The organism is Pseudarthrobacter humi, from assembly GCF_024294965.1.
In the GTDB taxonomy this organism is placed as follows: domain Bacteria; phylum Actinomycetota; class Actinomycetes; order Actinomycetales; family Micrococcaceae; genus Arthrobacter; species Arthrobacter humi.
In genome coordinates this window covers 84,098-110,609 of sequence record NZ_JANCLV010000003.1, presented here as the reverse complement: position 1 = coordinate 110,609, position 26,512 = coordinate 84,098, and the positions used below count along the sequence as shown (strand labels likewise).

Genomic DNA, 26,512 nt, shown 5'->3' with positions numbered 1-26,512 from the left:
TTGGCCTCCGATGACGTATGCCGTGTCGGGCATGCGAGTTTCAGGCATGCCCGGTGTCGTGAGAAACTAAGCCGGTGACTCAAACAACAGTGCCCGTGATCTTTGACCTGGACGGCACTCTTGTCGATCCGGCCGGCGGAATCTCCGGCGGAATCGCCGCAGCCCTGGCCGCCGCAGGCCTGCCGGTTCCCGGCCAGGACGTCCTGAACTCGATGATCGGACCCAAACTCAGCGACGCACTCCAGAGTGTCTGCAAGGTTCCGGCCGACAAGCTTGACGAGGTCATCCGGACCTACCGGCAGTACTACCTGGCCACGGGGATAGCCCAGAGCCGGCTGTACCCCGGGATCAGGGAAGCGCTGGAGACCTTCGCTGCCGAAGGCAGGCCAGTGGCCGTCGCCACGCAGAAGCCCGAGGGGCTGGCCCAGATTGTGCTGCGCCACCACGGCATCGCCAACCTGTTCCAGTCCATCAGGGGTTCGGCAGACAACGAATCGTCGACGGTCGGTCCGCTGGGTAAGGCGGAGATCATCTCCGCGGCCCTGACCGACCTGTCCACCCAGCACGCCGTGATGGTGGGTGACCGCGCCCAGGACGTGGCCGGAGCCATCGCGAACGGGCTTGACTGCATCGGCGTGGGCTGGGGATTCGGTCCCGACGGCGAACTCGAGGAAGCCGGGGCCGTCACCGTGGTGGACACCACCGCGGGCATGGTCGCCGCCATCGGGCGCCTCGAAGCCATCCACGCTGCCGCGATGAGTGAGGTGCGCAACGATGGCGCTGTTTGAGGCGGTCCGCTGGACATTTCGCGGGCTCGTCGCGGGCACCTGCCGGCCCACCGTCGTCGGCCTGGAAAACGTCCCGAAAGAGGGGCCCTTCATTGTGGCCCCGAACCATCTTTCCTTCTTTGACAGCGTCATTGTCCAGGCACTGATGCCGCGGCCGGTGGCCTTCTTCGCCAAAGCCGAGTACTTCACCACGGGTGGCGTCAAGGGCAGAGTCATGAAGTCCTTTTTTGAGTCCGTGGGATCCATCCCGGTGGAGCGCGGCGAGCAGGCAGCAAGCGTCCAGGCGCTCAAAACCCTCCTGGACATCCTCGAAGCAGGCAAGGGCATCGGCATCTACCCTGAAGGCACACGGTCGCGGGACGGCATTCTCTACCGCGGCCGCACCGGCGTGGGCTGGCTTGCACTGGCAACCGGCGCTCCCGTGATCCCGGTCGGCCTGATCGGGACGGAGAACCTGCAGCCGGCCGGTGAGAAGGGCTTCAAGCCGCATCACTTCACCATGAAAGTGGGGGAGCCCCTGTATTTCGACAAAACGGGCCCGGACCATTCGCTCCCGGCCCGACGGCAGGTAACGGACCGCATCATGGATGCGATCGCCGAACTCAGCGGCCAGGAACGCTCCAGCAGCTACAACCAAAGTAAAAGCACGGATTAGTAGAATGAAGTAGTGGCAGATCCAGCAAGTTACAGGCCCCAGACGGGTGAAATTCCCACCAACCCCGGGGTGTACCGGTTCCGCGATCCCCACGGCCGGGTCATCTACGTCGGCAAAGCCAAAAGCCTGCGCTCCCGCCTGAACTCCTACTTCGCGAATCCGGCGGGCCTGCTGCCCAAAACCCACGCAATGGTTCACACGGCCAGCAGTGTCGAATGGACAGTGGTGGGCAGCGAGCTGGAGTCGCTGCAGCTTGAATACACCTGGATCAAGGAATACAAGCCACGCTTCAACGTGGTCTTCCGCGACGACAAAACCTATCCCTACCTGGCCCTCACCATGAGCGAGAAGCTCCCCAGGGTCCAGGTCATGCGTGGGGACCGCCGAAAGGGTACACGCTACTTCGGCCCGTACACGGCCGGCGCGATCCGGGAAACCATGGACACCTTGCTGCGGGTTTTCCCCGTCCGCAGCTGCAGCGCCGGGGTCCTCAAGCGGGCCCAGGCGAGCGGCCGGCCGTGCCTGCTGGGCTACATCGATAAATGCTCGGCCCCCTGCGTTGGCCGGGTGACTCCCGAGGAACACCGGGCCCTGGCGGAGGACTTCTGCGCGTTTATGGGCGGCGAGGCCAAACGCTTCATCACCAAGCTCGAGAAAGAGATGGCCGACGCCGTCGGCACCCTCGACTACGAGCGTGCGGCGAGGCTCCGTGATGACATCGCCGCGCTGCGGAAGGTCTTTGAGCGGAACGCCGTGGTGCTCGCCGACGATACCGACGCCGATGTCTTCGCGCTGCACGAGGACGAACTGGAGGCTGCCGTCCAGGTGTTCCACGTCAGGGGCGGCCGGATCCGTGGCCAGCGCGGCTGGGTGGTGGAAAAAGTGGAGGACGCCACCACCCCGGATCTCGTGGAACACCTGCTGCAGCAGGTCTACGGCGACGACGGCGACAGCCATGGCAGGCTGCCCCGCGAAGTCCTGGTGCCCGTCGAACCCAGCAACGCCGCGGAACTTACCGAATGGCTCGGCGGCCTGCGCGGAGCCAAGGTGGATGTCAGGGTGCCGCAGCGCGGCGACAAGGCCGCGCTCATGTCCACCGTCCGTGAAAACGCCGAGCACGCGCTCAAACTGCATAAGACCCGCCGCGCGGGGGACCTCACCGTGCGCTCCCAGGCACTGCAGGAGCTGCAGGAAGCCCTGGACCTGCCCGTGGCGCTCCTGCGGATCGAATGCTTCGACGTCTCCCACGTCCAGGGCACCAACGTCGTGGCGTCCATGGTGGTGGTCGAGGACGGGCTGCCCAAGAAATCCGAATACCGGAAATTCTCCGTCACCGGGGCCGCCGCCGCAGACGACACCGCCGCCATGCACGACGTCCTGACCCGGCGCTTCCGGCATTACCTGCAGGACAAGTCGGCGCAGTCCGAGGCGTCCGCCCTGCCCGGGCACCAGGCCGCCCTGGAAGCAGCCGCTGCCGCCGTCCTGGACACCGCTACGGCCGGCCCGCGGGCAAAATTCGCGTACCCGCCCAACCTGGTGGTGGTCGACGGCGGCAAGCCCCAGGTGAACGCCGCAGCCCGGGCCCTGGCGGACCTTGGCATTGAGGATGTCTACGTGGTGGGCCTGGCCAAACGCCTGGAGGAAGTCTGGCTGCCGGACAGCGACTTCCCCGTGATCCTGCCCAGGACGTCCCAGGGACTCTATCTGCTGCAGCGGATCCGTGACGAAGCCCACCGCTTCGCCATCACCTTCCACCGGCAGAAGCGCGGCAAGGCCATGACCGTCTCGGCGCTGGACGGAGTGCCGGGCCTTGGCGAGTCCAAACGCAAGGCCCTGCTCACCCACTTCGGATCCGTCAAAGGCGTGAAAGCCGCCACCGCGGCCGAACTCACAGCGGCCAAGGGCATTGGACCATCCCTTGCCAACGCCATCGTGGCCCACTTCAGCGGCGATGACACGGCCGGCGATGCGCTTCCGGCCGTGAATATGGCCACCGGCGAAATCATTGAAACCTAGGTAGGGTAAGGAACGCAGGTTTCCGCCATTGCGGGCGCCTGCCTTCATCTGGACAGAAACGGGGCGGAACGAATGGCAGACTCTACGGCGGAATCCGGGACGGAGCAGGACGGGCTGACGCCGGTCAAGCCCCTCGAAGCGGAACTGCTGGTGGTCACCGGTATGTCAGGGGCGGGACGCAGCACCGCCGCGGACGCACTTGAGGACCATGGCTGGTATGTCGTGGAAAACCTGCCGCCGCAGATGCTTGGCACCCTGGCCGAGATTGTCTCCCACGCTCCGCAGTCCATTCCGCGGCTGGCCGTGGTGATGGATGTCCGAAGCAAAGGCCTCTTTGTCGACGTCCGTGCGGCACTGGGGGCCCTCGCCGCCAGTGGTGTCAAGTTCCGCGTCCTTTTCCTCGACGCCAACGACGACGTCCTGGTCCGCCGGTTCGAGCAGGGCCGCCGGCCCCATCCGCTCCAGGAAGGCGGCCGCATCCTCGACGGCATTGCAGCCGAACGGGAGGTGCTCAAGGAACTGCGCGACAGCTCCGACGTCGTACTGGATACCTCGACCTACAACGTCCACGCCCTGGCCACCGCCATCACGGAACTCTTCAGTGAGACCGGCCCGGTGGCATTGCGGCTCAACGTGATGAGCTTTGGCTTCAAGTACGGCCTGCCCGTGGATTCCAACTACGTTGCTGACGTCCGGTTCATCCCGAATCCGCACTGGGTCCCGCAGCTGCGCCCGCATACGGGCCTGGACAAGGACGTCAGCGATTACGTCCTCGAGGCGGAAGGTGTAAAGAACTTCGTGGACCGCTATGTCCTGGCGCTCGAGCCCGTGCTGGACGGTTACCGGCGCGAAAACAAGCACTACGCCACCATCGCCGTCGGCTGTACCGGCGGCAAGCACCGGTCCGTGGCCGTCGCCGTCGAGCTTTCCAAGAAACTGGCACAGTATCCGCGCGTGACCGTGACCACCACGCATCGGGATCTGGGCCGCGAGTAATGGGGATGCTCACCGGGCCCCTCCCGCTCGTACCGGTTTCCAGCGGAACGGCGGCCGGCCAGCAGGACAAGGGCCCCAACGTCGTGGCGCTCGGCGGCGGGCACGGACTCTCCGCTTCGCTCTCGGCGCTGCGGCTGCTCACCTCCGAGCTGACCGCTATTGTCACTGTGGCGGACGACGGCGGGTCTTCAGGGCGTCTGCGCGACGAGTACGGCGTCCTCCCGCCCGGAGACCTGCGCATGGCGCTCTCCGCCTTGTGCGATGACACGGACTGGGGACGCACCTGGCGCGACGTGATGCAGCACCGTTTCCGGCCAGGCCAGGGCAGCGGCGGATCGCTGGACGAGCATGCAATGGGCAACCTGCTCATCGTCACCCTTTGGGAGCTGCTGGGCGACACCGTGGCCGGCCTGAAGTGGGCCGGCGCCCTGCTCGGCGCCCGTGGACAGGTTCTGCCCATGTCCACCGTTCCGCTGACCATTGAAGGCGACATCCGCGTCACTGCACCTGACGGCACGTTCGCGCTCCAGACAGTCCGCGGGCAGGCGCGGTGCGCCGTTGCCGGCTCGTTGGAGCAAGTCCGGCTCCTTCCCGTACAGGCGCCGGCCTGCGTTGAGGCCCTGACAGCCATCGAACTGGCTGACTGGGTCATCCTGGGGCCGGGGTCCTGGTACACGTCCGTGCTGCCGCACCTGCTGCTCCCGGAAATGCGTGACGCCCTGAGTGCCACAGCCGCGAAACGCTGCCTCACCATGAACCTGGCCACGGACACCAAGGAGACCACGGGCATGTCGGCGGCGGACCACCTGTACGCACTGCGCCGGTATGCGCCGGAGTTCAGCGTCGACGTCGTCCTGGCGGATCCCGCGTCGGTGCCGGACCGGCAGGAGTTCGAGAAAGCCGCCGGGATGATCGGCGCCGAGGTTGTCTTGGGTAAAGTGGGGGCGTCGGGCCGCCGACCCGTCCATGACCCCCTGCGTCTGGCAGCGGCGTACCACGACATTTTCGGGAACAGTTAGGAAGGTGCCATGGCACTGACATCATCGGTCAAGGAAGAACTGTCCCGTCTGGACATCAAGAAATCCTCAGTCCGCAAGGCAGAGGTCTCGGCAATGCTTCGCTTCGCCGGCGGCCTGCACATCATCTCGGGCCGGATCGTGATCGAAGCCGAGGTTGACCTCGCATCCACTGCGCGCAGGCTCCGGGCGGCCATCGCCGAGGTTTACGGCCACCAGAGCGAGATCATCGTCGTCTCCGGCGGCGGACTGCGCCGCGGCAGCCGATACGTGGTCCGGGTAGTCCGCGACGGCGAGTCCCTGGCCCGGCAGACCGGCCTCCTGGACGGCCGCGGCCGGCCGGTGCGGGGGCTTCCCTCGGCCGTCGTTAACGGCTCGGCCGCCGACGCCGAGGCCGTGTGGCGTGGAGCTTTCCTGGCCCACGGTTCCCTCACGGAGCCGGGTCGTTCGTCATCCTTGGAGGTGACCTGCCCGGGTCCCGAGTCAGCGCTTGCCCTCGTTGGTGCCGCCCGCCGTCTTGGCATCCAGGCCAAAGCCCGCGAAGTCAGGGGAGTGGACCGTGTGGTGATCCGCGACGGCGACACCATCGCCGCCCTGCTCATCCGCATGGGCGCCCACGACGCCCTGATGGTGTGGGAAGAACGCAGGATGCGCAAGGAAGTCAGGGCCACGGCCAACCGGCTGGCCAACTTCGACGACGCCAACCTGCGGCGCTCCGCCCAGGCGGCCGTGGCCGCCGGAGCCAGGGTTGACAGGGCACTGGAGATACTGGGCGACGACGTCCCGGACCACCTCAAATACGCCGGCGAACTCCGGGTGGCCCACAAACAGGCGAGCCTGGACGAGCTGGGGCGCCTGGCAGATCCGGTCATGACCAAGGATGCCATCGCCGGCCGCATCCGCCGGCTCCTGGCCATGGCGGATAAGCGGGCCATCGATTTGGGGATCCCTGGCACTGATGCCAATGTGACGCCTGAGATGCTGGACGAGTAGCGGCGCCCCTAGAATCAGAGCGTCCACCCTGATCTTCCGGATGCCAGTCATCCGGATGCACAATCCGAGAGTTACAACCCGGACAGACCGTCCACGACATTGGAGGATTTTGTGACCGAGTACGTACTGCCAGAACTCAGCTACGACTACGCGGCGCTTGAGCCGCACATTTCGGCGCGCATCATGGAGCTGCACCACAGCAAGCACCACGCTGCCTACGTCGCAGGTGCCAACAACGCCCTTGCCCAGCTGGCAGAGGCGCGCGACAAGGGCGATTTCGCCAACATCAACCGCCTTTCGAAGGACCTCGCGTTCCACACCGGCGGCCACATCAACCACTCGGTGTTCTGGAACAACCTGTCACCGGACGGCGGCGACAAGCCTGAGGGCGAGCTGGCAGCTGCCATCGACGATGCCTTCGGTTCCTTCGACGCCTTCCGCGCCCAGTTCTCCGCGGCTGCCCTTGGCCTGCAGGGATCGGGCTGGGGCTTCCTGGCCTACGAGCCGATCGGTGGCAACCTGGTCATCGAGCAGCTCTACGACCAGCAGGGCAACGTGGCTCTCGGCACCACGCCGCTGCTGATGCTGGACATGTGGGAGCACGCCTTCTACCTGGACTACGTCAACGTCAAGGCTGACTACGTCAAGGCATTCTGGAACATCGTCAACTGGGCCGATGTCGCCAAGCGCTTCGCTGCTGCACGCACCAACGCCACGGGCCTCATCACCCTGCCGTAGTGACCCGCTGTACATGAACGTGTAACAAACTTCACATTTCGGCGTGATTTCGGCCGGAATGTGGAAGGTCCGCCCCCGCACTTGCGGGGGCGGACCTACTTAAACGTAAGATGGATCACGGAAGGCGGTCTGCCTTCAGCAATGTGGCTGGTCGCCCTCCGATCTGTTAATCATCTCTGCCCAATGGCGTGCGGGATCTGTTAGTTGGCTCAATGCCCGCTCAACTAGTTTGTGCTTAATCAAGCACCAAGGAGACTGAACAAGTGACGACCCGTATTGGTATCAACGGCTTCGGCCGCATCGGCCGCAACTACTTCCGCGCCGCCCTCGCGCAGGGCGCGGACCTGGAGATCGTTGCCGTCAACGACCTCACCAGCCCTGAGGCACTGGCCCACCTGCTTAAGTACGACTCCGTCGGCGGCCGCCTGAAGGAAACCGTTGAGGTCAAGGACGGCAACATCGTCGTCGACGGCAACGTCATCAAGGTTCTCGCCGAACGCGATCCCGCCAACCTGCCCTGGGGCGAGCTGGGCGTTGACATCGTCATCGAGTCCACCGGCTTCTTCACCAAGGCAGCTGCCGCGCAGAAGCACATCGATGCAGGCGCCAAGAAGGTCCTGATCTCCGCACCTGCCTCCGACGAGGACATCACCATCGTGATGGGCGTCAACGAGGGCCTGTACGACAACGCGGCGCACCACATCATTTCCAACGCGTCCTGCACCACCAACTGCCTGGGCCCGCTGGCCAAGGTCCTCAACGACACCTTCGGCATCGAGCGTGGCCTGATGACCACCATCCACGCCTACACAGCTGACCAGAACCTGCAGGACGGCCCGCACAACGATCTCCGCCGTGCCCGTGCCGCCGCCATCAACATGGTCCCCACCTCCACGGGTGCGGCCAAGGCTATCGGCCTGGTCCTGCCCGAGCTCAAGGGCAAGCTGGACGGCTTTGCCATCCGCGTGCCCGTCCCCACAGGCTCGGCCACCGACCTCACCGTCACAGTCTCCCGCGAGACCACCGTCGAGGAAGTCAACGCGGCGCTGAAGAGGGCTTCGGAGTCCGACGAGTTCCAGGGCATCCTGACCTACACGGACGCACCGATCGTTTCCTCGGACATCGTCGGGGACCCGGCGTCGTCGATCTTCGACTCCGGCCTGACCAAGGTCATCGGCAACCAGGTCAAGGTTGTTTCCTGGTATGACAACGAATGGGGCTACTCCAACCGCCTCGTGGACCTCACGGAGCTCGTCGCAGCCAAGCTGGGCTAGGGTTAGACACATGACATTCCACACCCTCAACGAACTGATCGCTGAAGGTGTCCGCGGGCGGTACATTCTTGTCAGAAGTGACCTGAATGTGCCGCTCGACGGCTCTACAGTGACTGACGACGGCCGCATCAAGGCCTCTCTGCCAGTACTGGGAAAGCTCACGGACGCCGGTGCCCGCGTGCTGGTAACAGCCCACCTCGGACGCCCGAAGGGCGCTCCGGAGGAAAAATACTCCCTTCGGCCTGCCGTAGCGCGACTCGCCGAACTTGCCGCCTTCAAGGTCTCGCTCGCGCAGGACACCGTGGGCAGCTCCGCTAAGGAACTCGCCGCCTCGCTTCAGGACGGCGAGGTGCTCGTACTGGAGAACGTGCGCTTCGACGCCCGGGAGACCAGCAAGGACGACGCCGAACGCGGCGCCTTCGCGGACGAACTGGTGGCCCTGACCGGAGCCAACGGCGCCTACGTTGACGACGCCTTTGGTGCCGTGCACCGCAAGCACGCCAGTGTCTACGACGTCGCCACCCGGCTGCCGTCCTACCAGGGTGACCTTGTGCACACCGAGGTCGAGGTCCTGCGGAAGCTGACAGCTGACACTCAACGGCCCTACGTGGTGGTGCTCGGCGGCTCCAAGGTCTCCGACAAGCTGGCGGTCATCGACAACCTCATCGGCAAAGCCGACGCCATCCTGGTGGGCGGCGGCATGCTCTTCACGTTCCTGGCAGCCGAGGGCCACAGCGTGGCCGGCAGCCTCCTGGAAGAAGACCAGATCCCGGTCGTCCAGGACTACCTTAAACGCGCTGCCAGTGCAGGCACCGAATTCATTGTGCCCACCGACGTTGTGGTGGCCGGCAAGTTCGCGGCCGACGCTGACTACGAGACCGTCCCCGCGGACGGCATCGAGGGCAGCAGCTTCGGTGCCCAGGGCATCGGCCTGGACATCGGCCCGGATTCTGCAGCCGCTTTTGCGGACCGCATCAAGGGCGCCAAAACGGTGTTCTGGAACGGGCCCATGGGCGTCTTTGAGTTCGAAGCATTCTCCGGCGGAACCCGCGCCGTGGCCCAGGCCCTGACCGAGGTCGACGCGTTCACCGTGGTCGGCGGCGGCGACTCCGCTGCGGCCGTGCGGACGCTCGGCTTCGCTGACGACCAGTTCGGGCACATTTCCACCGGCGGCGGCGCCAGCCTGGAATATCTCGAAGGCAAGGAACTCCCGGGACTCAGCGTCCTGGACCGTTAGGAACCTGGACTGCCAAGTCCTCCGGCCGGCAGGGTGCCCGCGGGCACCCTGCCGGCCGCACACATATCAAGTACTTTTGGAGAACACGTGACTACGTCAACGAACGGCGCTTTTGACCGCACGCCTCTCATTGCAGGCAACTGGAAGATGAACATGGACCATGTCCAGGGCATCACCCTCCTGCAAAAACTGGCCTGGACCCTGTCCGACGCCAAGCACGACTACAGCCGGGTTGAGGTGGCAGTCTTCCCACCATTCACCGATCTCCGCGGCGTGCAGACCCTCGTCCAGGGCGATGAACTGGACATAGCCTACGGCGGACAGGACCTCTCCCAGTTCGACTCGGGTGCCTACACCGGCGACACCTCCGGCCAGTTCCTGAACAAGCTGGGCTGCCGCTACGTCCTCGTGGGGCACAGTGAACGCCGCACCATCCACCACGAATCCGACGAAGTGCTCAACGCCAAGGTCAAGGCAGCTTTCAAGCACAGTGTCACACCGGTTCTTTGCGTGGGCGAAGGCCTCGAAATCCGTCAGGCCGGCACGCATGTCGAGCACACGCTGACGCAGCTCCGGGCCAACGTCGCCGGGCTGACGGCCGAGCAGGCAGCAGAGCTCGTGGTGGCCTACGAACCCGTCTGGGCCATAGGCACCGGCGAAGTGGCCGGACCGGAGGACGCCCAGGAAATGTGCGCCGCCCTCCGCGCGGAACTTGCCACGCTCTTCGGCGACGACGTCGCGGCAAAGATCCGGCTGCTCTACGGCGGCTCGGTCAAGGCCAACAATGTCGCCGCGATACTGAAGGAACGCGACGTCGACGGCGTGTTGGTCGGCGGCGCCAGCCTTGATCCCGCGGAGTTTGCTAATATTGTCAGGTTCGAGAGTCACTTGGTGACGGACTAGTCCGTCTCCTGCTCCAGGCTCCCGCAATTCCAATCTTCTGAAAGGCCGTCGTGGACGTTCTTCATGTCATTCTGCAGATTCTCCTGGGCATCACCAGCCTTCTGCTGACCCTGCTTATCCTCCTGCACAAGGGACGGGGTGGCGGGCTGTCCGACATGTTCGGCGGCGGTATGAGTTCCGGCCTCAGCTCCTCCGGCGTCGCCGAACGGAACCTGAACAGATTCACCGTAATCCTGGGTGTTACCTGGGGCGTGGTGATCATCGCCCTTGGCCTGATCATGCGCTTCAGCGGCGCCGGGGACTCATAGTCCCTGCAACTGATCGTCGCCCGGCACTGCCGCGATGGGGATCTCCGAACTAAACTGTGGCTGTTGGCTCCCAACAGCCACAGTTTCGTTTAAACAGCGTCGTTTAAGCAGCCAGGAGACCCGATGGTACATAGTGCATCAGCATTCCGCGGCACCCGGGTGGGTGTCATAGAAGGAGCCGGTCCCAAGAACCAGTCAGAAGCTGCCTCGGGCGAAAGGGTGCCCCGGATCCAGGTTTCCTTTTGGTGCGCCAAGGGGCATGAAACCCAGCTAGTTTTCCTGCGACTGCCGGACGAACAGATTCCCACCGTCTGGGACTGCCGGCGATGCGGGGCTCCGGCATCCAGGGACGGCAAGGAAGCCGACCTGCCCGATCCGCTGGACGAAGGCTTCAAAACCCACCTTGAATACGTTAAAGAGCGGCGCTCCGACCAGGACGCCGAAGCTGTCCTGGCCGGAGCGCTGGAAAAACTACGCGCCGGTGGCGTCCTTCCGGACGAGCTGCCGCGGGACCCTTGAGGCCGCGTTTTCATCGATAAGCCACAACGTGCGTGAGGTTCCCCGCGGCCCCGCCGCCGGAACCTGCACCGGGTTGGCGCCCGCCAGCGCCAAGCCCACCGCACCGGCCTTGTCCTCGCCGGCCACCACCATCCAGACCTCGGCGGCAGTGTTAATCGCGGGAAGTGTGAGGGAGATCCGCTGGGGCGGCGGCTTGGGGGAGTTGCGGACGCCGACCACGGTCCGCTCCTTCTCCCGGATTCCGCCCTGCTCGGGGAACAGCGAGGCCACGTGGGCGTCCGGGCCAACGCCCAGCAGCACAACATCAAGCCGCGGCAGGACTCCCGGCACGTCCGGACGGTCGTCGGACATGTCAGCAGCGTGCTCGGCCTGGGCTGCTTCCCGGAGCCTGCGCGCATAGTCATCGGCGGCTTCCTCGGGCGTGTCGAAGTCATCCGAGGAGGCCGGCTGATTGATCCTTGCGGGATCAACGGGAATGCTCGACAGCAGCGCCTCAAACGCCTGCTTCGTGTTCCGGTCGGGATCATCGGCAGCAACAAAGCGCTCGTCGCCCCACCAGAAATTCACCTTGGACCAGTCGACAGCGGGCGCCGCCGGCGAATCCGCGACAGCCTTCAGCGTTCCGATGCCTACTGTGCCGCCGGTCAGCACCACCGTGGCCTCACCGTGCTTGTCCTGCACATCCACCAGCTTGGTGATCAGGCGGGCCGCGATGGCGGCCATCAGGACGGAGGAATCAGGATGGATACTAACTCTTGGCTCAACGCTCACTGGGTCGGACGCTCCTTAGATTGGTACGTGGCAGTCCAATAGTAATCACTTCGCCGAACACTTCGTCGGGGTCGAGGCGGCGGAGTTCTTCGGCGAGGCAGTCTTTGAGGCTGCGGCGTGGCAGGGAGATGCGTTGGGCAGGCTGTCCGGGCTGGGTGAGTTCGGCGACGGAGAGTCCGGGGCGGAAGAGCTGCACGTCGCCGCTGTGGCGGGTGAGCCGGACGCGGCGGATGCCGGTGCCGGCGGGGTCCGCAACGATGGTCACGGGTGCGTCCAGGGCCAGGGTCAGCCAGGCCGCGAGCAGGATCGTGGACGGGGAGTCGGAGGCGCCTTCGACGGCCACCGCGGTAACGGGCGAGGGGTCCACCTGGTCCAGGACCGCCGCGAGCTGGATCCGCCAGTTCGTGAGCCGGGTCCAGGCGAGGTCGGTATCCCCTGCCTTGTACGTGGCCCGGATGTTCTCCAGCGCCGCCTGGGGGTCGGTTTCGTTGGCGGAGTCGGTGATCCGGCGGTGCGCGATCCGGCCCACGGACGTTTCGCAGGCGTTCTCCGGTGCCCCGTGCGGCCACCAGGCCACGATCGGGGCGTCCGGGAGGAGCAGGGCCGCGACGAGTGACTCGGATTCGTGGGCGAGCTCGCCGTAGCCGCGGAGCACGATGACTTCCGAGGCGCCGGCGTCGCCGCCCACACGGATCTGCGCGTCGAGCCGGTTCGGGGCGGTGGCCCCGGCGTCCGCCAGCACGATGATCCGGCAGGGGTGCTCGCGGCTGGCTTCGTTGGCCGCCTCGATCGCTTCTTCCTCAAGCCCGGACCGGGTCACGACCACAAGGGTCAGGACCCGGCCCAGGGCAATCACGCCGCCCTGCTCACGCAGGGACATGATCTTCTTGGAGATCTTCGAGGTGGTGGTGTCCGGCAAATCTACAATCATGGCCTTCTCCAGGTTCGTCCGTCGCGGGCCAGCAGTTCATCGGCCGAGGCAGGGCCCCAGCTCCCGGGAGCGTAAGGCTCCGGCTGCTCAGCCAAACCGGCCCAGTAATCTTCAAAGGGGTCCAGGATCTTCCAGGACAGCTCCACCTCGGCATGACGGGGGAACAGCGGCGGCTCGCCCAGGAGCACATCGAGGATGAGCCGCTCGTACGCTTCGGGGCTGGACTCGGTAAAGGAGTGCCCGTAGCCGAAGTCCATGGTCACGTCGCGGACTTCCATCTGCGTGCCCGGGACCTTGGACCCGAACCGGATGGTCGCGCCCTCATCGGGCTGGACCCGGATCACCACGGCGTTCTGGCCGAAGTCATCCTCACCATGATCACGGAACAACAGGTTCGGTGCCCGCTTGAACACCACCGCAATTTCGGTCACGCGGCGGCCCAGGCGCTTGCCCGCACGCAGGTAGAACGGCACACCGGCCCAGCGACGGGTGTGGATGTCCACCCGGATCGCCGCGAACGTCTCGGTCTTAGAATCGGCCGGAATACCCTCTTCTTCCAGGTAGCCCTGGACCTGTTCCCCGCCCTGCCAGCCGCCGGCGAACTGCCCGCGCGCCGAGTGGGTGGAGAGGTCATCCGGGAGCTTGACCGCGGCCAGGACCTTTTCCTTCTCCGCGCGCAGGTCATCGGCGTTGAAGGAGATGGGCTCCTCCATCGCCGTCAGGGCCAGCAGCTGCAGCAGGTGGTTCTGGATCACGTCGCGGGCAGCGCCCACGCCGTCGTAGTACCCGGCCCGGCCGCCGGTGCCGATGTCCTCGGCCATGGTGATCTGGACATGGTCCACATAATTCGCGTTCCACAACGGCTCGAACAGCTGGTTCGCGAAACGCAGCGCCAGGATGTTCTGGACCGTTTCCTTGCCCAGGTAGTGGTCGATCCGGAACACCGCATCCGGCGGGAACACCGACTCCACAATGTCGTTCAGCGCCCGGGCGGACTCGAGGTCGTGCCCGAACGGCTTCTCGATGACCACCCGCCGCCACTTGTCGCCGTCGGCCTGCGCCAGGCCGTGCTTGGACAGCTGCCGGCAGACCTGTTCAAACGCCTTCGGCGGGATCGAGAGGTAGAACGCATGATTGCCGCGTGTCCCGCGCTGCTCATCCAGCTCAGCGATCGTGTCGCCCAACCGCTCAAACGAATCGTCGTCGTCGAACTCGCCCTGGACAAAACGGATACCCTCGGCGAGCTGGTTCCACACCGCCTCGTCAAACGGCGTCCGCGAGTAAGCCTTCACCGAGGCTTTCACCTCGGCAGCGAACTCCTCGTGCTTCCACGGACGGCGGCCGAACCCCACCAGAGCGAAACTCGGCGGCAGCAGCCCACGGTTCGCGAGGTCATACACGGCCGGCATGAGCTTCTTACGGGCAAGGTCACCGGTCACTCCGAAGAGTACCAACGAGGACGGACCGGCAATCCGGTTCAGGCGGCGGTCACGGGGATCCCGCAGCGGATTACGCCCGGATCGTCCGGAGCGCGTCGCGGAATTCCTGCCGTTTTCAGTTTCTGGCATGTTTGCTGTTGAGCCTTAGTTCTCGGTGACGGATGCAGACCGGGCGGCAAGTGCTGCAATGATCTCCTGCAGCTGTGCAACTCCGGCGGCGCGGTCGGTCAGGTGCAGCCGCAGGACGGGGCGGCCATGGCCGGCCAGGACCTGGGCATCGCCCGCAGCCTGGGCGGAAATCAGTTCCCCGAACGTGAACGGACGGTCCGGGATGGCCAGGTCTTCCGCCGGAGCGGCCGTGATCTGGAGGAAGACTCCAATGGCGGGCCCGCCCTTGTGGAACTGCCCGGTGGAGTGCAGGAACCGCGGGCCCCAGCCAAAGGTCACGGGACGGCCGCTGGCCTCGGCAAGCGGGTCGCGGATGCCTTCCAGCTCCGCGAAGGCCAGCCGGTCAAAGTAGGCCTGCACGCTGAGGTAGCTGTCGTCGTCGAGCGTCCCAAGGAGGGCACCGACGGCTTCCTCCGCGGTGGCTGCCCCACGGAGCCAGTCTCCGCCGCGCACCTCAATCGCGCCGTCCACGAAGGCCGCAGGGGTCGGTTCAGGCTGGGCGTCCAGCAGCCCGCGGGCGGCAACCTTGGCTGCCTCCACGTCCGGCTGGTCATACGGGTTGATGCCCAGCAGGCGTCCAGCCACGGCGGTGGCGAACTCCCACACCATCATCTGGGTGGCCAGGCCGCCCGCGATGGCTACCTCGTTGTCACCGAGTTCGACGTCGGCATCCGCGGCTACCAGCCGCACCACCAGGACGTCAGCGTCGCCCGAGGCGACCTCCGGCGACGTGGGTCCGGCAACGACCGGCAGGACACCGGTGCCGAGCTTGCCGGTGGATTCGGCGATGAGCTGTTCGGCCCAGTCCGCGAAGCCCACAATGCCTGAGCCGTCCTCGGCGATGACAATCTTGTTGCGCAGCGGGTTGGTTCCGCCCAGGGCTGTTCCGAGGGCCAGACCGATGTTCTCGGCGGCGTCCTCGTTCAGGATCTCGGCGGCTTCCTCGGCCTCATCCAGGAAGGCCTGGATATCCACACCGGCCAGGCCCGAAGGGACCAGCCCGAATGCGGTGAGGGCCGAGTAGCGGCCGCCCACGTTCGGATCGGCGTTGAAGACGGCGCGGTAGCCGGCCTCACGCGATGCCTTATCCAGCGGGGAACCGGGATCGGTGACAATGATGATCCGGCTCTTCGCATCGATGCCGGCCTCGGTGAAGGCGTGCTCGAAGATCCGGCGCTGGGAGTCGGTCTCCAGGGTTGAACCGGACTTGGACGAAACCACAATCGCGGTTTCGGCCAGCCGGTCTGCGAGGGCGGCACGGACCTGGTCGGGGTCGGTGCTGTCCAGCACTGTCAGCTCGACGCCAGCGGTGCCGGCGATGACCTCGGGAGCCAGCGAAGATCCGCCCATGCCGCAAAGCACGATGCGGGTCACGCCGTCAGCTTTGAGGGCATCACGGAGCTCGAGGATGCCGGCCACGAGGGCCTGTGAGACGGTGGCCGCCTCCACCCAACCGAGGCGGACAGCGGACTCGGCCTCGGCGTCGGGACCCCACAGGGTGTGGTCCTTGGCGAAGATCCGGGTGGCGATGCGGTCCGCCACGAGGGCGGGCAGGTGCTGCTCGAGTGCCTGCTGCGCGGCACCGGTGGCGTCGTAGCTGAGAGTGCTCATAGTGGGTTAGGAGGCCTTCCGTGCAGCGGCAAGGGCACCTTCGACGTCGCCCAGGAGTTCCTTCCAGCTGGCCACGAACTTGTCCAGGCCTTCGGATTCGAGGAGGGCAACAACCTCGTTGTAGGAGATACCCAATGCGTCCAGTGCGTCCAGCGTGGCGTTGGCCTCGGTGTACGTGCCGGAGACGGTGTCACCGGTGACGACGCCGTGGTCGAACGTGGCATCCAGGGTCTTCTCCGGCATGGTGTTCACGACGCCGGGGGCGGCCAGTTCGGTCACGTACAGGGTGTCCGGGTAAGCCGGGTCCTTGACGCCGGTGGAGGCCCACAGCGGACGCTGGGGGAGCGCGCCGGCTTCAGCCAGCAGTGCCCAGCGCTCGGTGGCGAAGAGCTCCTCGTAGACCTGGTACGCCAGGCGTGCGTTGGCCACGCCTGCCTTGCCCTTGAGTGCCTTGGCCTCGTCGGTGCCGATGGCGTCAAGGCGCTTGTCGATCTCGGAGTCCACGCGGGACACGAAGAACGACGCGACGGAGTGGATCTTGGACAGGTCGTGGCCGTTGTCCTTGGCCTGCTCCAGGCCGGACTGGAAGGCATTGATGACAGCGCGGTAGCGCTCAAGCGAGAAGATCAGGGTCACGTTGACGCTGATGCCCTCGGCCAGCGTCGCAGTGATCGCTTCGAGGCCCTCAAGGGTTGCCGGAATCTTGATGTGGACGTTGTCCTTGTTGACCTTCTTGTACAGGTGCTTGGCTTCGGCAATGGTGCCGGCCGTGTCCCAGGCAAGGCGCGGGTCGACTTCGATGGACACTCGGCCGTCAACACCGTGGGTGGCTGCTGCCACCGGTGCGAAGAGGTCGCAGGCGTCGGCGACGTCGGTGGTGGTGATTTCGAAGATGGTCTCCTCGACGCTGGCGCCGGCTGCCGCCTGCGCCGCAATGATGGGGTCGTAGTCCGTGCCGGCCGTGATGGCGGCGTGGAAGATGGACGGGTTGGTGGTCACACCAACAACGTTCTTCTCGTCGATCAGCTTCTGCAGCGTGCCGGTCTCAAGGCGGCTGCGGGAAAGGTCATCGAGCCAGATGGATACTCCGGCGTCGGAGAGCTGCTGTGTAGGGGTAGTCATGGTGATATCTCCTAAAATCTGGTTCAGGCCTGCAGGCCAGCGAGGGAGTCCTTGGCGGCGGCGGCGACTGCCGCCGCGGTGATGCCGAACTCCTGGAAAAGGCGCTTGTAGTCGGCGGAAGCGCCATAGTGCTCGAGCGAGATGGAACGTCCGGCGTCGCCGACGAATTCCCTCCAGCCCAGGGCCAGCCCGGCCTCAACGGAGACCCGGGCCTTGACGGCAGCGGGGAGCACGGACTCGCGGTAAGCGGCGCCCTGCTTGTTGAACCACTCCACGCAGGGCATGGAGACAACGCGGGCAGCGATGCCTTCAGCCTGGAGGGCTTCGCGGGCCTGGACGGCCAGCTGGACCTCGGAGCCGGTGCCGATCAGGATCACGTCGGCGGGCACGGTGGCGCCGTCCTTGGACGCTTCAGCCAGGACGTAGCCGCCCTTGGCCACACCGGAAACGGAACCGAACGTGTCGCCGTCGGCTGCGTTTTCACCACGGGCGTAGGTGGGGATGTTCTGGCGGGTCAGGACAATGCCGGCAGGGTTCTCGTGGTTCTCCAGCATGGTCTTCCATGCCACCGCGACCTCGTTGGCGTCGCCGGGGCGGACCACGTCCAGGCCCACGATGGCGCGCAGGGAAGCGAGCTGTTCCACCGGCTGATGGGTGGGGCCGTCTTCGCCCAGGCCGATGGAGTCGTGCGTCCAGACGTACAGGGACGGAACACCCATCAGGGCGCCGAGCCGGATGGCGGGCCGCTGGTAGTCGCTGAAGATCAGGAACGTGCCGGAGAACGCTCGGGTCCGGCCGTGCAGGGCGATGCCGTTCACGATCGATGCCGCGGCGTGCTCACGGATGCCGAAGTGCAGGACCCGGCCGTAGGGGTTGCCGGACCAGGTATCGGTCTGCTTGGAGGCGGGCACGAACGACGGCGAGCCTTCGATGGTGGTGTTGTTGGACTCGGCGAGGTCGGCGGAGCCGCCCCAGAGTTCCGGCATGACCGGTCCGAGTGCGTTCAGGACCTTGCCGGAAGCGGCGCGGGTGGAGACGTCCTTGCCGGCCGGGAAGACCGGAAGTGCGGCGTCCAGGCCGTCGGGCAGTTCGCGGGCCTCGATGCGCTGCAGGAGTGCTGCGCCTTCGGGGTTGGCGGCCTGCCAGGCGTTGAAGGATTCTTCCCATTCCTTCTTGGCGGCGGCGCCGCGGTCCACGACGGAGCGGGCGTGGGCCAGGACTTCCTGGTCAACGTCGAAGGACTTGGCGGGGTCGAAGCCCAGGACAGACTTCAGGCCTGCGACTTCCTCTGCACCCAGTGCGGAACCGTGGATCTTGCCTGTGTTCTGCTTCTTGGGCGCCGGGTAGCCGATGATGGTGCGCAGCGAAATGATGGAGGGCTTGGACGTCTCGGCCTTGGCGGCGAGCAGTGCGGAGTACAGCTCCTGCACGTCCTCTTTGTATTCGCCGGTCTTGGTCCAGTCGACGCGCTGGGTGTGCCAGCCGTAGGCTTCGTAGCGCTTGAGGACATCCTCGGTGAAGGAGATGTCGGTGTCGTCCTCGATGGAGATGTGGTTCTCATCGTAGACAACTACAAGGTTGCCCAGTTCCTGGTGGCCGGCCAGCGAGGACGCCTCGGACGTGACGCCTTCCTGCAGGTCCCCGTCTGAGGCGATAACCCAGATGGTGTGGTCGAAGGGGCTTTCGCCGGCCGCAGCATCGGCGTCGAACAGGCCGCGCATCCGGCGCTGGGAGTAGGCGAACCCGACCGAGGAGGCCAGGCCCTGGCCCAGCGGCCCGGTGGTGATCTCCACACCGGCGGTGTGCTTGTACTCCGGGTGGCCCGGGGTCAGGGAATCCCAGGTGCGGAGTGCCTCAAGGTCCTTCAATTCCAGGCCGTAGCCCGACAGGAACAACTGGATGTAAAGGGTCAGTGACGTGTGGCCGGGCGACAGGATGAACCGGTCGCGTCCCAGCCAGTCCGGGTTGCGCGGGTCGTGGCGCATCAGCTTCTGGAAGAGAAGGTAAGCGGCCGGCGCCAGGCTCATGGCCGTGCCCGGGTGGCCGTTACCGACCTTCTCGACGGCATCCGCAGCCAGAACGCGGATGGTGTCCACCGCGCGCTGGTCCAAGCTGGTCCATGACAGTTCTTGCTCTTCCAAATGTGGCACGAAAACCGGGCCCCTCTCTGTGCTGATGGTTGGCGGTACACGGGATCCGTTTCGGGGCACGCTATGGTGCCCGCTGCGGTGTGTACCAGCCGTTCACCATCGAAACGTTGATCTATCATTCAGCAGGGCCATGGGAACGCGTTATCCAACGCGTTTCTGCCGCTTGCTGATCTGGTGACAGCTTAGCTCGATTCCACTCTGCGGTCAGCGCAAATCTCACCTTTTGGACGCAATTTCCCCCTATGTGAATCGCCATTTCGTGAGGTTGAGTTAATCTGCTCGAATCACCCTGCGCGCAATCATCAGGGCCTATTCAGGGGGCATCTGTTACAAATGCACACGGTATGATATTTGGAGGCCGACGCCGGTAGCCGAGCCCATTAGGGGCGGCGGCAGACCCGGGGCGTTGCCGGGACCTCTTCTGATGACCATTGGCGGGCTGCCCGGCGAACGGCCGCAAGACACAGCTGCACCGCCAGACAGAACTGCCAACCAGAACGGGTGACTGCCACCGTGAGCACAACAGATACGCCGCTTAATGCTTCCCGCAGAAGAGGGGGAGCCGGGTTCGCCCGTAAGGCCAAGGCGTATTTCGCCCTCACCAAGCCGCGTGTCATTGAGTTGCTGCTGGTCAGCACCCTACCCACCATGATCTACGCGGAGCGCGGCTTCCCGCCGATCGGCCTGATCCTGGCCACGCTGGTCGGCGGCGCGTTTGCCGCCGGCAGTGCCGGTGCCTTCAACTGCTACCTCGACCGCGACATCGACAAACTGATGCACCGGACCGAGAACCGTCCGCTCGTCACCGGCGAGGTGACGCCGCGCGAGGCGCTGGTGTTCTCCTGGCTGCTCGGGGCCGCCGCCATCGTTATTCTCTGGTTCGGCGCCAACCCGCTGGCCGCGTGGCTCGGATTGGCCGCAATTTTCTTCTATGTGGTCATCTACACCATCATCCTCAAGCGCCGCACCGCACAGAACATTGTGTGGGGTGGAGCTGCGGGCTGCTTCCCGGTGCTGATTGCCTGGGCCGCCGTGACCAATACCGTCGAATGGCCGGCCGTCATCCTGTTTATGGTCATCTTCCTCTGGACGCCGCCGCACTACTGGCCGCTTTCGATGCGTTACGGCGAGGACTACCGCAACGCGAACGTGCCCATGCTGGGGGCCATTGCCGGCGCCAAGGTGGTTTCCGTCCAGGTGGTCCTCTACGCCTGGGCCATGGTGGCCTGCTCGCTGCTGCTGGTCCCCGCCGGTGGCGCGGGCTGGGTCTACACGGCCACCGCAGTGCTGGCGGGTGCGTGGTTCCTTTACGAGTCGCACTCCCTCTACAACCGGGCGCAGCGCGAGGACGTTTCGGACAAGCGCGCCATGAAAGTCTTCCACGGCTCCATCAGTTACCTGACGCTGCTGTTCATCGCGTTGGCCGTGGATCCGTTCGTCGGATCAGCGATCATCGGTTAATACTCCCAACGCTCTCTCACTTAATGCGGGTTTTTTACCGACCCTCTATCAGTACCTGCAGCTTTCTTAGCGACCCTCTCTCACCAACGGTGAAGGAGGGTCGCTTCTTTGTCACCAGAAGTAAGGAGGATCCTGCGAAACACCGCAGGCAGTGTGAAAGCGTCTGCAGTGAGAGAGCGTCTGCCCACTTCCTGCATTTAAGTGAGAGAGCGTCTGCCCACTTCCTGCATTTAAGTGAGAGAGCGTCCTTAAATGCGGGGTGCCACGGTTCGTTGGGAACCGTGGCACTCCGTCGGGGCAAAAATCGGTGGAGGCTACGAGACCGGGCTCGAGCGGGCGAGGTCCGCGGAGTTTGTTGCCGCGCTCATCAGCAGCGCCGCCCCCAGCATGTGGGCGCCCACGAGCAACGCGGGGATGCCGTTGTAGTACTGGGTGAAGCCGATGACGGCCTGCAGCAAGGTCACGGAAAGCAGCAACAGGACCGACGTGCGGAACGGGCCCTGGATCCGGCGGACGATGACCAGCACCAGAGCGAACAGTGTGCCGGCCGTGATCACGTACGCCGGAACGGCGTGGATGTGGGAGAACAGGTCCCAGTCAAGGCCGTTGCGGGGTGCGTCCGCGTCACCGGCGTGGGGACCGGAACCGGTCACCACTACTCCGAGCATTACGGCGAGGGCGGAGAAAAGCCCGACGGCGGCGGTCACCGGACGCATGACGCCCGGCAAGGCGGGGAGCTGGACGCCGGCATGGCGGCCCGTCCTGCCGTAGGCCCGGTTGACGAGCAGCGTCGAAATCACCACGAGGGCCATGGAAACGAGGAAATGCAGGCCCACCACCCACGGATTGAGGTTGGTCAGCACGGTGACGCCGCCGATCACCGCCTGTGCCGGGATGCTGGCCAGCAGGCCCAGCGCCAGCAGGAAGAGGTCCCGGCGCTCCTTGCGAAGGTTCCACAGGTACACAAGCATGGCCAGCGCAACCGCCGCCAGGGCAAACGTCAGCAGCCGGTTGCCGAACTCAATGAAGCCGTGGATCCCCATTTCGGCCGTGTTGACCAACGAGGTCTCGGTGCAGCGCGGCCAGGTGGGGCAGCCGAGGCCGGACGCCGTCAGACGCACCGCACCCCCGGTCACTACCAGCAGCGCCTGGCCAACCAGGGACGCCACCGCGAGGCGGCGGACGCTGGCGTCCACGGTTTGGGGCAGCCTCGCGATAAGGCGGCCGGCGATCTGGGGGAGGCGTGAAGCCGTGCTCACGGATATCTCAATTCCACTTGAACCAACGGATGGCTGCTGCTCCGGCAAGAACCGTCCAGAGCAGCAGGATAAGCGCGGCGCCGCCGTTCAACGAGCCGTGCAGGAAAGCTTCGCGCATGGCCTCGCCGAGTGCGCCGGAGGGCAGGTAGTGAACCGCTCCCTGCGCCAGTGCGGGCAGCCGTTCCGCGGGAATGACTATCCCGCCCAGGGCGCCCAGCAGGATCCACAGCAGGTTGGTGATGGCCAGGGTTGCCTCGGGCCGGACCGTGCCTGCCACCAGGAGCCCCAGCGCGGTGAACGCCACGGCGCCCAGGGCCAGCAGCGACAGCCCGGGGAGCCAGCCGGAGGCGGGCGGCTGCCAGCCCAACGGAAGCGCCACCAGCGTCACCACTGCCACCTGGAGGCATAGCACCGCCAGGACCGCCAGGACCTTACCCGCGATGAGGCCTTCGCGGCCCAGGGGTGTGGTGGACAGGAAGCGGAGAACACCGTACCGCCGGTCAAAGCCGGTGGCAATGCCCTGCCCGGTGAAGGCCGTGGACATGGCGCACAATGCCAGGATGCCGGGGACGGCCACATTGATGCGGCTGGCTCCGAAACCGTCCAGGAAGGGGGTGACGGTGAGCCCCACCAGCGCCAGAAGCGGCAGGACCACTGCAAGGATCAGCTGTTCGCCGTTCCGGAGCATCGTCAGAGCTTCGTACTTACCCTGCAGCAGGATACGGCGCAGCAGCGTGGCCGGTGCTCCCTCGGCGGCGGTGGCTGCGGGAGCCGTCATCGGATGTCCTTTCCCGAGATGTCCAGGAAGACATCTTCCAGGCTTCGTGCCGCCAGGCTCATGGAACCGGGCATCACGCCGTGGGCGGCCCACCAGGCGGTCAACGACGCGAGATCGTGGGGTGTCAGTGCACCCGAGGCCACGTAGCTTCCGGCCCGTGTTTCGGAGACGGCGATGGCATCGGGCAGCACGCCGGTGAAATCCAGCCCCGGGGGAGCCTCGAACACCAGGGTGCGGACATGGTCGGTGCCGGCCTCCACAGCCGGGTCCCGCTGCAGCAGCTGGGAAACTGTTCCCTCGGCGACGTTCCTGCCGGCGTCGATGATGTACACGTAGTCCGCCAGCCGCTGGGCTTCGTCCATCAGGTGTGTTGTCAGGATGATGCCCATCCCGGCCGCCCGCAGTTCCGAGATCAGCTCGAAGACCAGTTGCCGGGACTGGGGATCCAGGCCGGCGCTGGGCTCGTCCAGGAAAAGGACTTCCGGATTGCCGATCAGTGCTGCGGCGAGGGCCAGACGCTGTTTCTGCCCACCGGAGAGTCTGCGCACGCTGGTCCTGGCGAAAGTATCAATGCCGAGCCGTTCCACCAGTTCGTCAACGGAGCGGGGCCGCGCATACATTCCGGCGATGTGCCGCAGGAGCGGAATGGGACGGGCCGACGGCGGGAGGCCGCCGTCCTGAAGCATCACGCCTACGCGGGACCGCAGGTCAGCGCCCGAACGGCCCGGATCCTGGCCCAGCAGCGAGATGCTGCCGCCGCTGCGCTTCTGCAGGCCCTGGGCGCATTCGATGGTGGTGGTCTTTCCGGCTCCGTTGGCGCCCAGGAGGGCCGTGACCTGGCCGCGTTCGGCCATAAGGGATACGCCGTTGACCACCCGGAGCATTTTTCCGTCCAGGCTAGCCAGCGGACCAACATCCTTAATTAACCCGCTGATGGACAGAACCGGGGATTCGGGGGATCGCACCCCAGCATTCTACGCGATGTAGTACTGGCGGCCCCGCAGCGGACCCCCGCCGCAGGTCAGCCTGACCTTACTAGTACGGCGGAGTAAATTACGACATGATTGTGTTGTGTATTCCATGACCAATGCTGCTGCAGTGCCGTTTGCCGGGCACCGGGCGCCGCGTACTGCCGCTGACCGCGGCCACGTGGCCGCTGTGCCGGCGGCGGACTCGGACGAGCGTACACGGGACCGGGTCCTTGGTGCCGTGCTTGAGCACGGCCCCATCAGCGCGGCGGAACTCGGCGACATGCTCGGTTTCACACCCGCCGCGGTCCGGAGGCATCTTGATCATCTGGCCCGCAGCGGGGATATTGAAGTCAAGCGCGTTGCCAGGGCCGGCGCCGGCGCGGGACGTCCCGCCCGCCGTTACGTCCTCAGCTCGCAGGGCCAGTCCACGCTTGGCAACGATTACCTCGACATCGCCACCCTCGCGCTCAAGCAGCTTCAGGCAGTGGCGGGCGACGACGCCGTCCGCGCGTTCGCCGTCGAACGTTTTGCCGACATGGAACGCCGGTACGCACCCGAGGTCGAGCAGGCCGGACCGGACATCACCGCCAGGGCGCAGGCACTGTCCGCGGCGCTGAGCCGGGATGGCTTCGTTGCCTCAGCAGCTTCGATCGAGGCCAAGGCCCCGCTGCCGGCAGCACTGTCCAGCGTCCAGCTGTGCCAGGGGCATTGCCCCATCCAGCAGCTCGCCGCCCAGTTCCCGGTCTTCTGCGACGTGGAGACCGAAGTGTTCTCCCGTCTCGTCGGCGTTGATGTGCGCCGCCTGTCCACGCTGGCGCGCGGCGGACACGTCTGCACCACCCATATACCCACAGGCCGGCTGGCTGCTGGGGGACCCCGCGTCCCGCAGACAGCCCCCGCCAGCCTGGATGAAGTAACCAACCATCAGCAAGAAAGGCCGTGATGACGGACCAACTATCAGAGAAAGCGGTAGCCGAAGACACTGTGATCTCGGAGATTCTGGAAAAGAATCCCGAGCTCCACGGCATCGGCACGTACGAGTACGGCTGGTCCGACAAGAACGACGCCGGCGCCAACGCCCGCCGCGGTATCAATGAAGAAGTCGTCCGCGACATCTCGGCCAAGAAGAGCGAGCCCCAATGGATGCTCGATCTCCGGCTCAAGGGCCTGAAGTACTTCGACCGCAAGCCCATGCCCACCTGGGGTGCAGACCTCTCCGGCATCGACTTCGACAACATCAAGTACTTCGTGCGGTCCACCGAGAAGCAGGCCACCAGCTGGGAGGACCTGCCCGATGACATCAAGAACACGTACGACAAGCTCGGCATCCCCGAAGCCGAAAAGCAGCGCCTGGTTTCCGGCGTCGCCGCCCAGTACGAGTCCGAGGTTGTCTACCACCAGCTGCGTGAGGACCTTGAAAAGCAGGGCGTCATCTTCCTGGACACCGACACCGCGCTGCGCGAACACCCGGAGATCTTCCAGGAATACTTCGGCACCATCATTCCCGTGGGCGACAACAAGTTCGCGTCGCTGAACACGGCCGTCTGGTCCGGTGGCTCCTTCGTGTACGTCCCCAAGGGCGTCCACGTGGACATTCCGCTGCAGGCATACTTCCGTATCAACACGGAAAACATGGGCCAGTTCGAGCGCACCCTGATCATCGCCGACGAGGACTCCTACGTCCACTACATCGAAGGCTGCACCGCGCCGATCTACACCTCGGACTCGCTGCACTCCGCCGTGGTGGAAATCATCGTGAAAAAGGGCGCCCGCGTCCGCTACACCACCATCCAGAACTGGTCCACCAACGTGTACAACCTGGTGACCAAGCGTGCCATCTGCGAAGAAGGCGCCACCATGGAATGGGTTGACGGCAACATCGGCTCCAAGGTCACCATGAAGTACCCGGCCGTTTACCTGGTAGGCGAGCACGCCAAGGGCGAGACCCTGTCCATCGCCTTCGCCGGCGCCGGCCAGCACCAGGACACCGGTTCGAAGATGGTTCACATCGCGCCGAACACCAAGAGCTCCATCATTTCCAAGTCCGTGGCCCGCGGCGGCGGACGTGCTGCCTACCGCGGCCTCGTCCAGGTCCGTGAAGGTGCCAAGCACTCGGCAAACACCGTCCGTTGCGACGCGCTGCTGGTGGACACCATCAGCCGCTCGGACACCTACCCGTACATCGACATCCGTGAGGATGACGTGGTGATGGGCCATGAAGCAACTGTTTCCCGGGTCAGCGAAGAGCAGCTCTTCTACCTGATGTCCCGCGGCATGCGCGAAGACGAGGCCATGGCGATGATCGTCCGTGGCTTCATCGAGCCCATCGCCCGCGAACTCCCGATGGAGTACGCACTTGAGCTGAACCGCCTGATTGAACTGCAGATGGAAGGGTCCGTCGGATAACG

24 protein-coding genes are annotated in these 26,512 nt (G+C 65.4%); 15 read left to right on the top strand and 9 right to left on the bottom strand.

What is annotated here, in order from left to right; genetic code table 11:
- The first annotated feature begins 74 nt into the window (after positions 1-74).
- The 12 genes from NFC73_RS05840 (at position 75) to NFC73_RS05785 (ending at position 11,443) form a co-directional block, all read left to right on the top strand.
- The gene (locus NFC73_RS05840) at positions 75-788 is read left to right on the top strand and encodes an HAD hydrolase-like protein (protein WP_254748407.1); all 714 of its coding nucleotides are present in this window, start codon (positions 75-77) and stop codon (positions 786-788) included.
- Positions 775-1,443 carry a lysophospholipid acyltransferase family protein gene (locus NFC73_RS05835; RefSeq protein ID WP_254748405.1) on the top strand — a complete coding sequence of 223 codons (669 nt, stop codon included), beginning with the start codon at positions 775-777 and terminating at the stop codon, positions 1,441-1,443. Before NFC73_RS05840 ends, NFC73_RS05835 begins: the two co-directional genes overlap by 14 nt.
- Before the next feature lie 12 nt (positions 1,444-1,455).
- Positions 1,456-3,459, top strand: a complete 2,004-nt coding sequence (gene uvrC, locus NFC73_RS05830; RefSeq protein WP_254748403.1) for an excinuclease ABC subunit UvrC — start codon at positions 1,456-1,458, stop codon at positions 3,457-3,459.
- 72 nt (positions 3,460-3,531) lie between these two features.
- The gene (rapZ, locus tag NFC73_RS05825; RefSeq protein WP_252565281.1) at positions 3,532-4,455 is read left to right on the top strand and encodes an RNase adapter RapZ; all 924 of its coding nucleotides are present in this window, start codon (positions 3,532-3,534) and stop codon (positions 4,453-4,455) included.
- A complete protein-coding gene (locus NFC73_RS05820; protein WP_254748401.1) occupies positions 4,455-5,474 on the top strand; it encodes a gluconeogenesis factor YvcK family protein in 1,020 nt (339 codons plus the stop codon). The genes rapZ and NFC73_RS05820 overlap by 1 nt, the downstream gene beginning before the upstream one ends.
- A gap of 9 nt (positions 5,475-5,483) precedes the next feature.
- Entirely contained in the window at positions 5,484-6,464 is a 981-nt protein-coding gene (gene whiA / locus NFC73_RS05815) for a DNA-binding protein WhiA (protein ID WP_056339766.1), read from the top strand.
- 111 nt (positions 6,465-6,575) lie between these two features.
- Complete coding sequence (locus tag NFC73_RS05810) at positions 6,576-7,202, top strand: superoxide dismutase (protein WP_252598776.1); 627 nt, start codon at positions 6,576-6,578, stop codon at positions 7,200-7,202.
- A gap of 263 nt (positions 7,203-7,465) precedes the next feature.
- Positions 7,466-8,476 carry a type I glyceraldehyde-3-phosphate dehydrogenase gene (gene gap, locus NFC73_RS05805; protein WP_254748399.1) on the top strand — a complete coding sequence of 337 codons (1,011 nt, stop codon included), beginning with the start codon at positions 7,466-7,468 and terminating at the stop codon, positions 8,474-8,476.
- Positions 8,477-8,486: 10 nt separating this feature from the next.
- Positions 8,487-9,713: a phosphoglycerate kinase gene (locus NFC73_RS05800; RefSeq protein WP_254748397.1), complete on the top strand. Its 1,227-nt coding sequence runs from the start codon at positions 8,487-8,489 to the stop codon at positions 9,711-9,713.
- 87 nt (positions 9,714-9,800) lie between these two features.
- The gene (tpiA, locus tag NFC73_RS05795) at positions 9,801-10,616 is read left to right on the top strand and encodes a triose-phosphate isomerase (protein ID WP_254748395.1); all 816 of its coding nucleotides are present in this window, start codon (positions 9,801-9,803) and stop codon (positions 10,614-10,616) included.
- A 50-nt stretch (positions 10,617-10,666) separates the two neighbouring features.
- The gene (secG, locus tag NFC73_RS05790) at positions 10,667-10,924 is read left to right on the top strand and encodes a preprotein translocase subunit SecG (protein ID WP_160670806.1); all 258 of its coding nucleotides are present in this window, start codon (positions 10,667-10,669) and stop codon (positions 10,922-10,924) included.
- 123 nt (positions 10,925-11,047) lie between these two features.
- Positions 11,048-11,443 carry an RNA polymerase-binding protein RbpA gene (locus NFC73_RS05785; protein WP_254748393.1) on the top strand — a complete coding sequence of 132 codons (396 nt, stop codon included), beginning with the start codon at positions 11,048-11,050 and terminating at the stop codon, positions 11,441-11,443.
- Here NFC73_RS05785 and pgl read toward each other — a convergent pair.
- The 6 genes from pgl to tkt are packed head-to-tail and all read right to left on the bottom strand — an operon-like array spanning position 11,396 to position 19,626.
- A complete protein-coding gene (gene pgl / locus NFC73_RS05780; RefSeq protein ID WP_372494592.1) occupies positions 11,396-12,166 on the bottom strand; it encodes a 6-phosphogluconolactonase in 771 nt (256 codons plus the stop codon). The two genes, NFC73_RS05785 and pgl, sit on opposite strands and share 48 nt — an antisense overlap.
- A 37-nt stretch (positions 12,167-12,203) precedes the next feature.
- A complete protein-coding gene (locus tag NFC73_RS05775) occupies positions 12,204-13,145 on the bottom strand; it encodes a glucose-6-phosphate dehydrogenase assembly protein OpcA (RefSeq protein ID WP_254748389.1) in 942 nt (313 codons plus the stop codon).
- A complete protein-coding gene (zwf, locus tag NFC73_RS05770; protein WP_254748388.1) occupies positions 13,142-14,713 on the bottom strand; it encodes a glucose-6-phosphate dehydrogenase in 1,572 nt (523 codons plus the stop codon). The genes NFC73_RS05775 and zwf overlap by 4 nt, the downstream gene beginning before the upstream one ends.
- Positions 14,714-14,728: 15 nt before the next feature.
- Complete coding sequence (locus NFC73_RS05765) at positions 14,729-16,363, bottom strand: phosphoglucose isomerase-related protein (protein ID WP_254748387.1); 1,635 nt, start codon at positions 16,361-16,363, stop codon at positions 14,729-14,731.
- 6 nt (positions 16,364-16,369) lie between these two features.
- Positions 16,370-17,485 (bottom strand): transaldolase, encoded by a 1,116-nt coding sequence (gene tal, locus NFC73_RS05760; RefSeq protein ID WP_254748386.1) that lies wholly within the window; start codon positions 17,483-17,485, stop codon positions 16,370-16,372.
- Between the two features lie 23 nt (positions 17,486-17,508).
- Positions 17,509-19,626, bottom strand: a complete 2,118-nt coding sequence (gene tkt, locus NFC73_RS05755) for a transketolase (RefSeq protein ID WP_254748862.1) — start codon at positions 19,624-19,626, stop codon at positions 17,509-17,511.
- A 510-nt stretch (positions 19,627-20,136) separates the two neighbouring features.
- Here tkt and NFC73_RS05750 point away from each other — a divergent pair.
- Positions 20,137-21,096, top strand: coding sequence for a heme o synthase (locus NFC73_RS05750; RefSeq protein WP_254748385.1), 960 nt, complete (start codon positions 20,137-20,139; stop codon positions 21,094-21,096).
- Between the two features lie 314 nt (positions 21,097-21,410).
- On the opposite strand, the gene NFC73_RS05745 is transcribed toward NFC73_RS05750, so the two are convergent.
- The 3 genes from NFC73_RS05745 to NFC73_RS05735 are packed head-to-tail and all read right to left on the bottom strand — an operon-like array spanning position 21,411 to position 24,098.
- Positions 21,411-22,355 (bottom strand): COX15/CtaA family protein, encoded by a 945-nt coding sequence (locus tag NFC73_RS05745; protein ID WP_254748384.1) that lies wholly within the window; start codon positions 22,353-22,355, stop codon positions 21,411-21,413.
- 7 nt (positions 22,356-22,362) lie between these two features.
- Positions 22,363-23,133 (bottom strand): ABC transporter permease, encoded by a 771-nt coding sequence (locus tag NFC73_RS05740; protein ID WP_254748383.1) that lies wholly within the window; start codon positions 23,131-23,133, stop codon positions 22,363-22,365.
- The gene (locus NFC73_RS05735; RefSeq protein WP_254748382.1) at positions 23,130-24,098 is read right to left on the bottom strand and encodes an ABC transporter ATP-binding protein; all 969 of its coding nucleotides are present in this window, start codon (positions 24,096-24,098) and stop codon (positions 23,130-23,132) included. Before NFC73_RS05735 ends, NFC73_RS05740 begins: the two co-directional genes overlap by 4 nt.
- A 106-nt stretch (positions 24,099-24,204) precedes the next feature.
- Between NFC73_RS05735 and NFC73_RS05730 the strand changes: the two genes are divergently transcribed.
- Positions 24,205-25,047, top strand: a complete 843-nt coding sequence (locus NFC73_RS05730; protein ID WP_254748381.1) for a helix-turn-helix transcriptional regulator — start codon at positions 24,205-24,207, stop codon at positions 25,045-25,047.
- Complete coding sequence (sufB, locus tag NFC73_RS05725; protein WP_160670835.1) at positions 25,047-26,510, top strand: Fe-S cluster assembly protein SufB; 1,464 nt, start codon at positions 25,047-25,049, stop codon at positions 26,508-26,510. Before NFC73_RS05730 ends, sufB begins: the two co-directional genes overlap by 1 nt.
- The last annotated feature ends 2 nt before the right edge of the window (positions 26,511-26,512 follow it).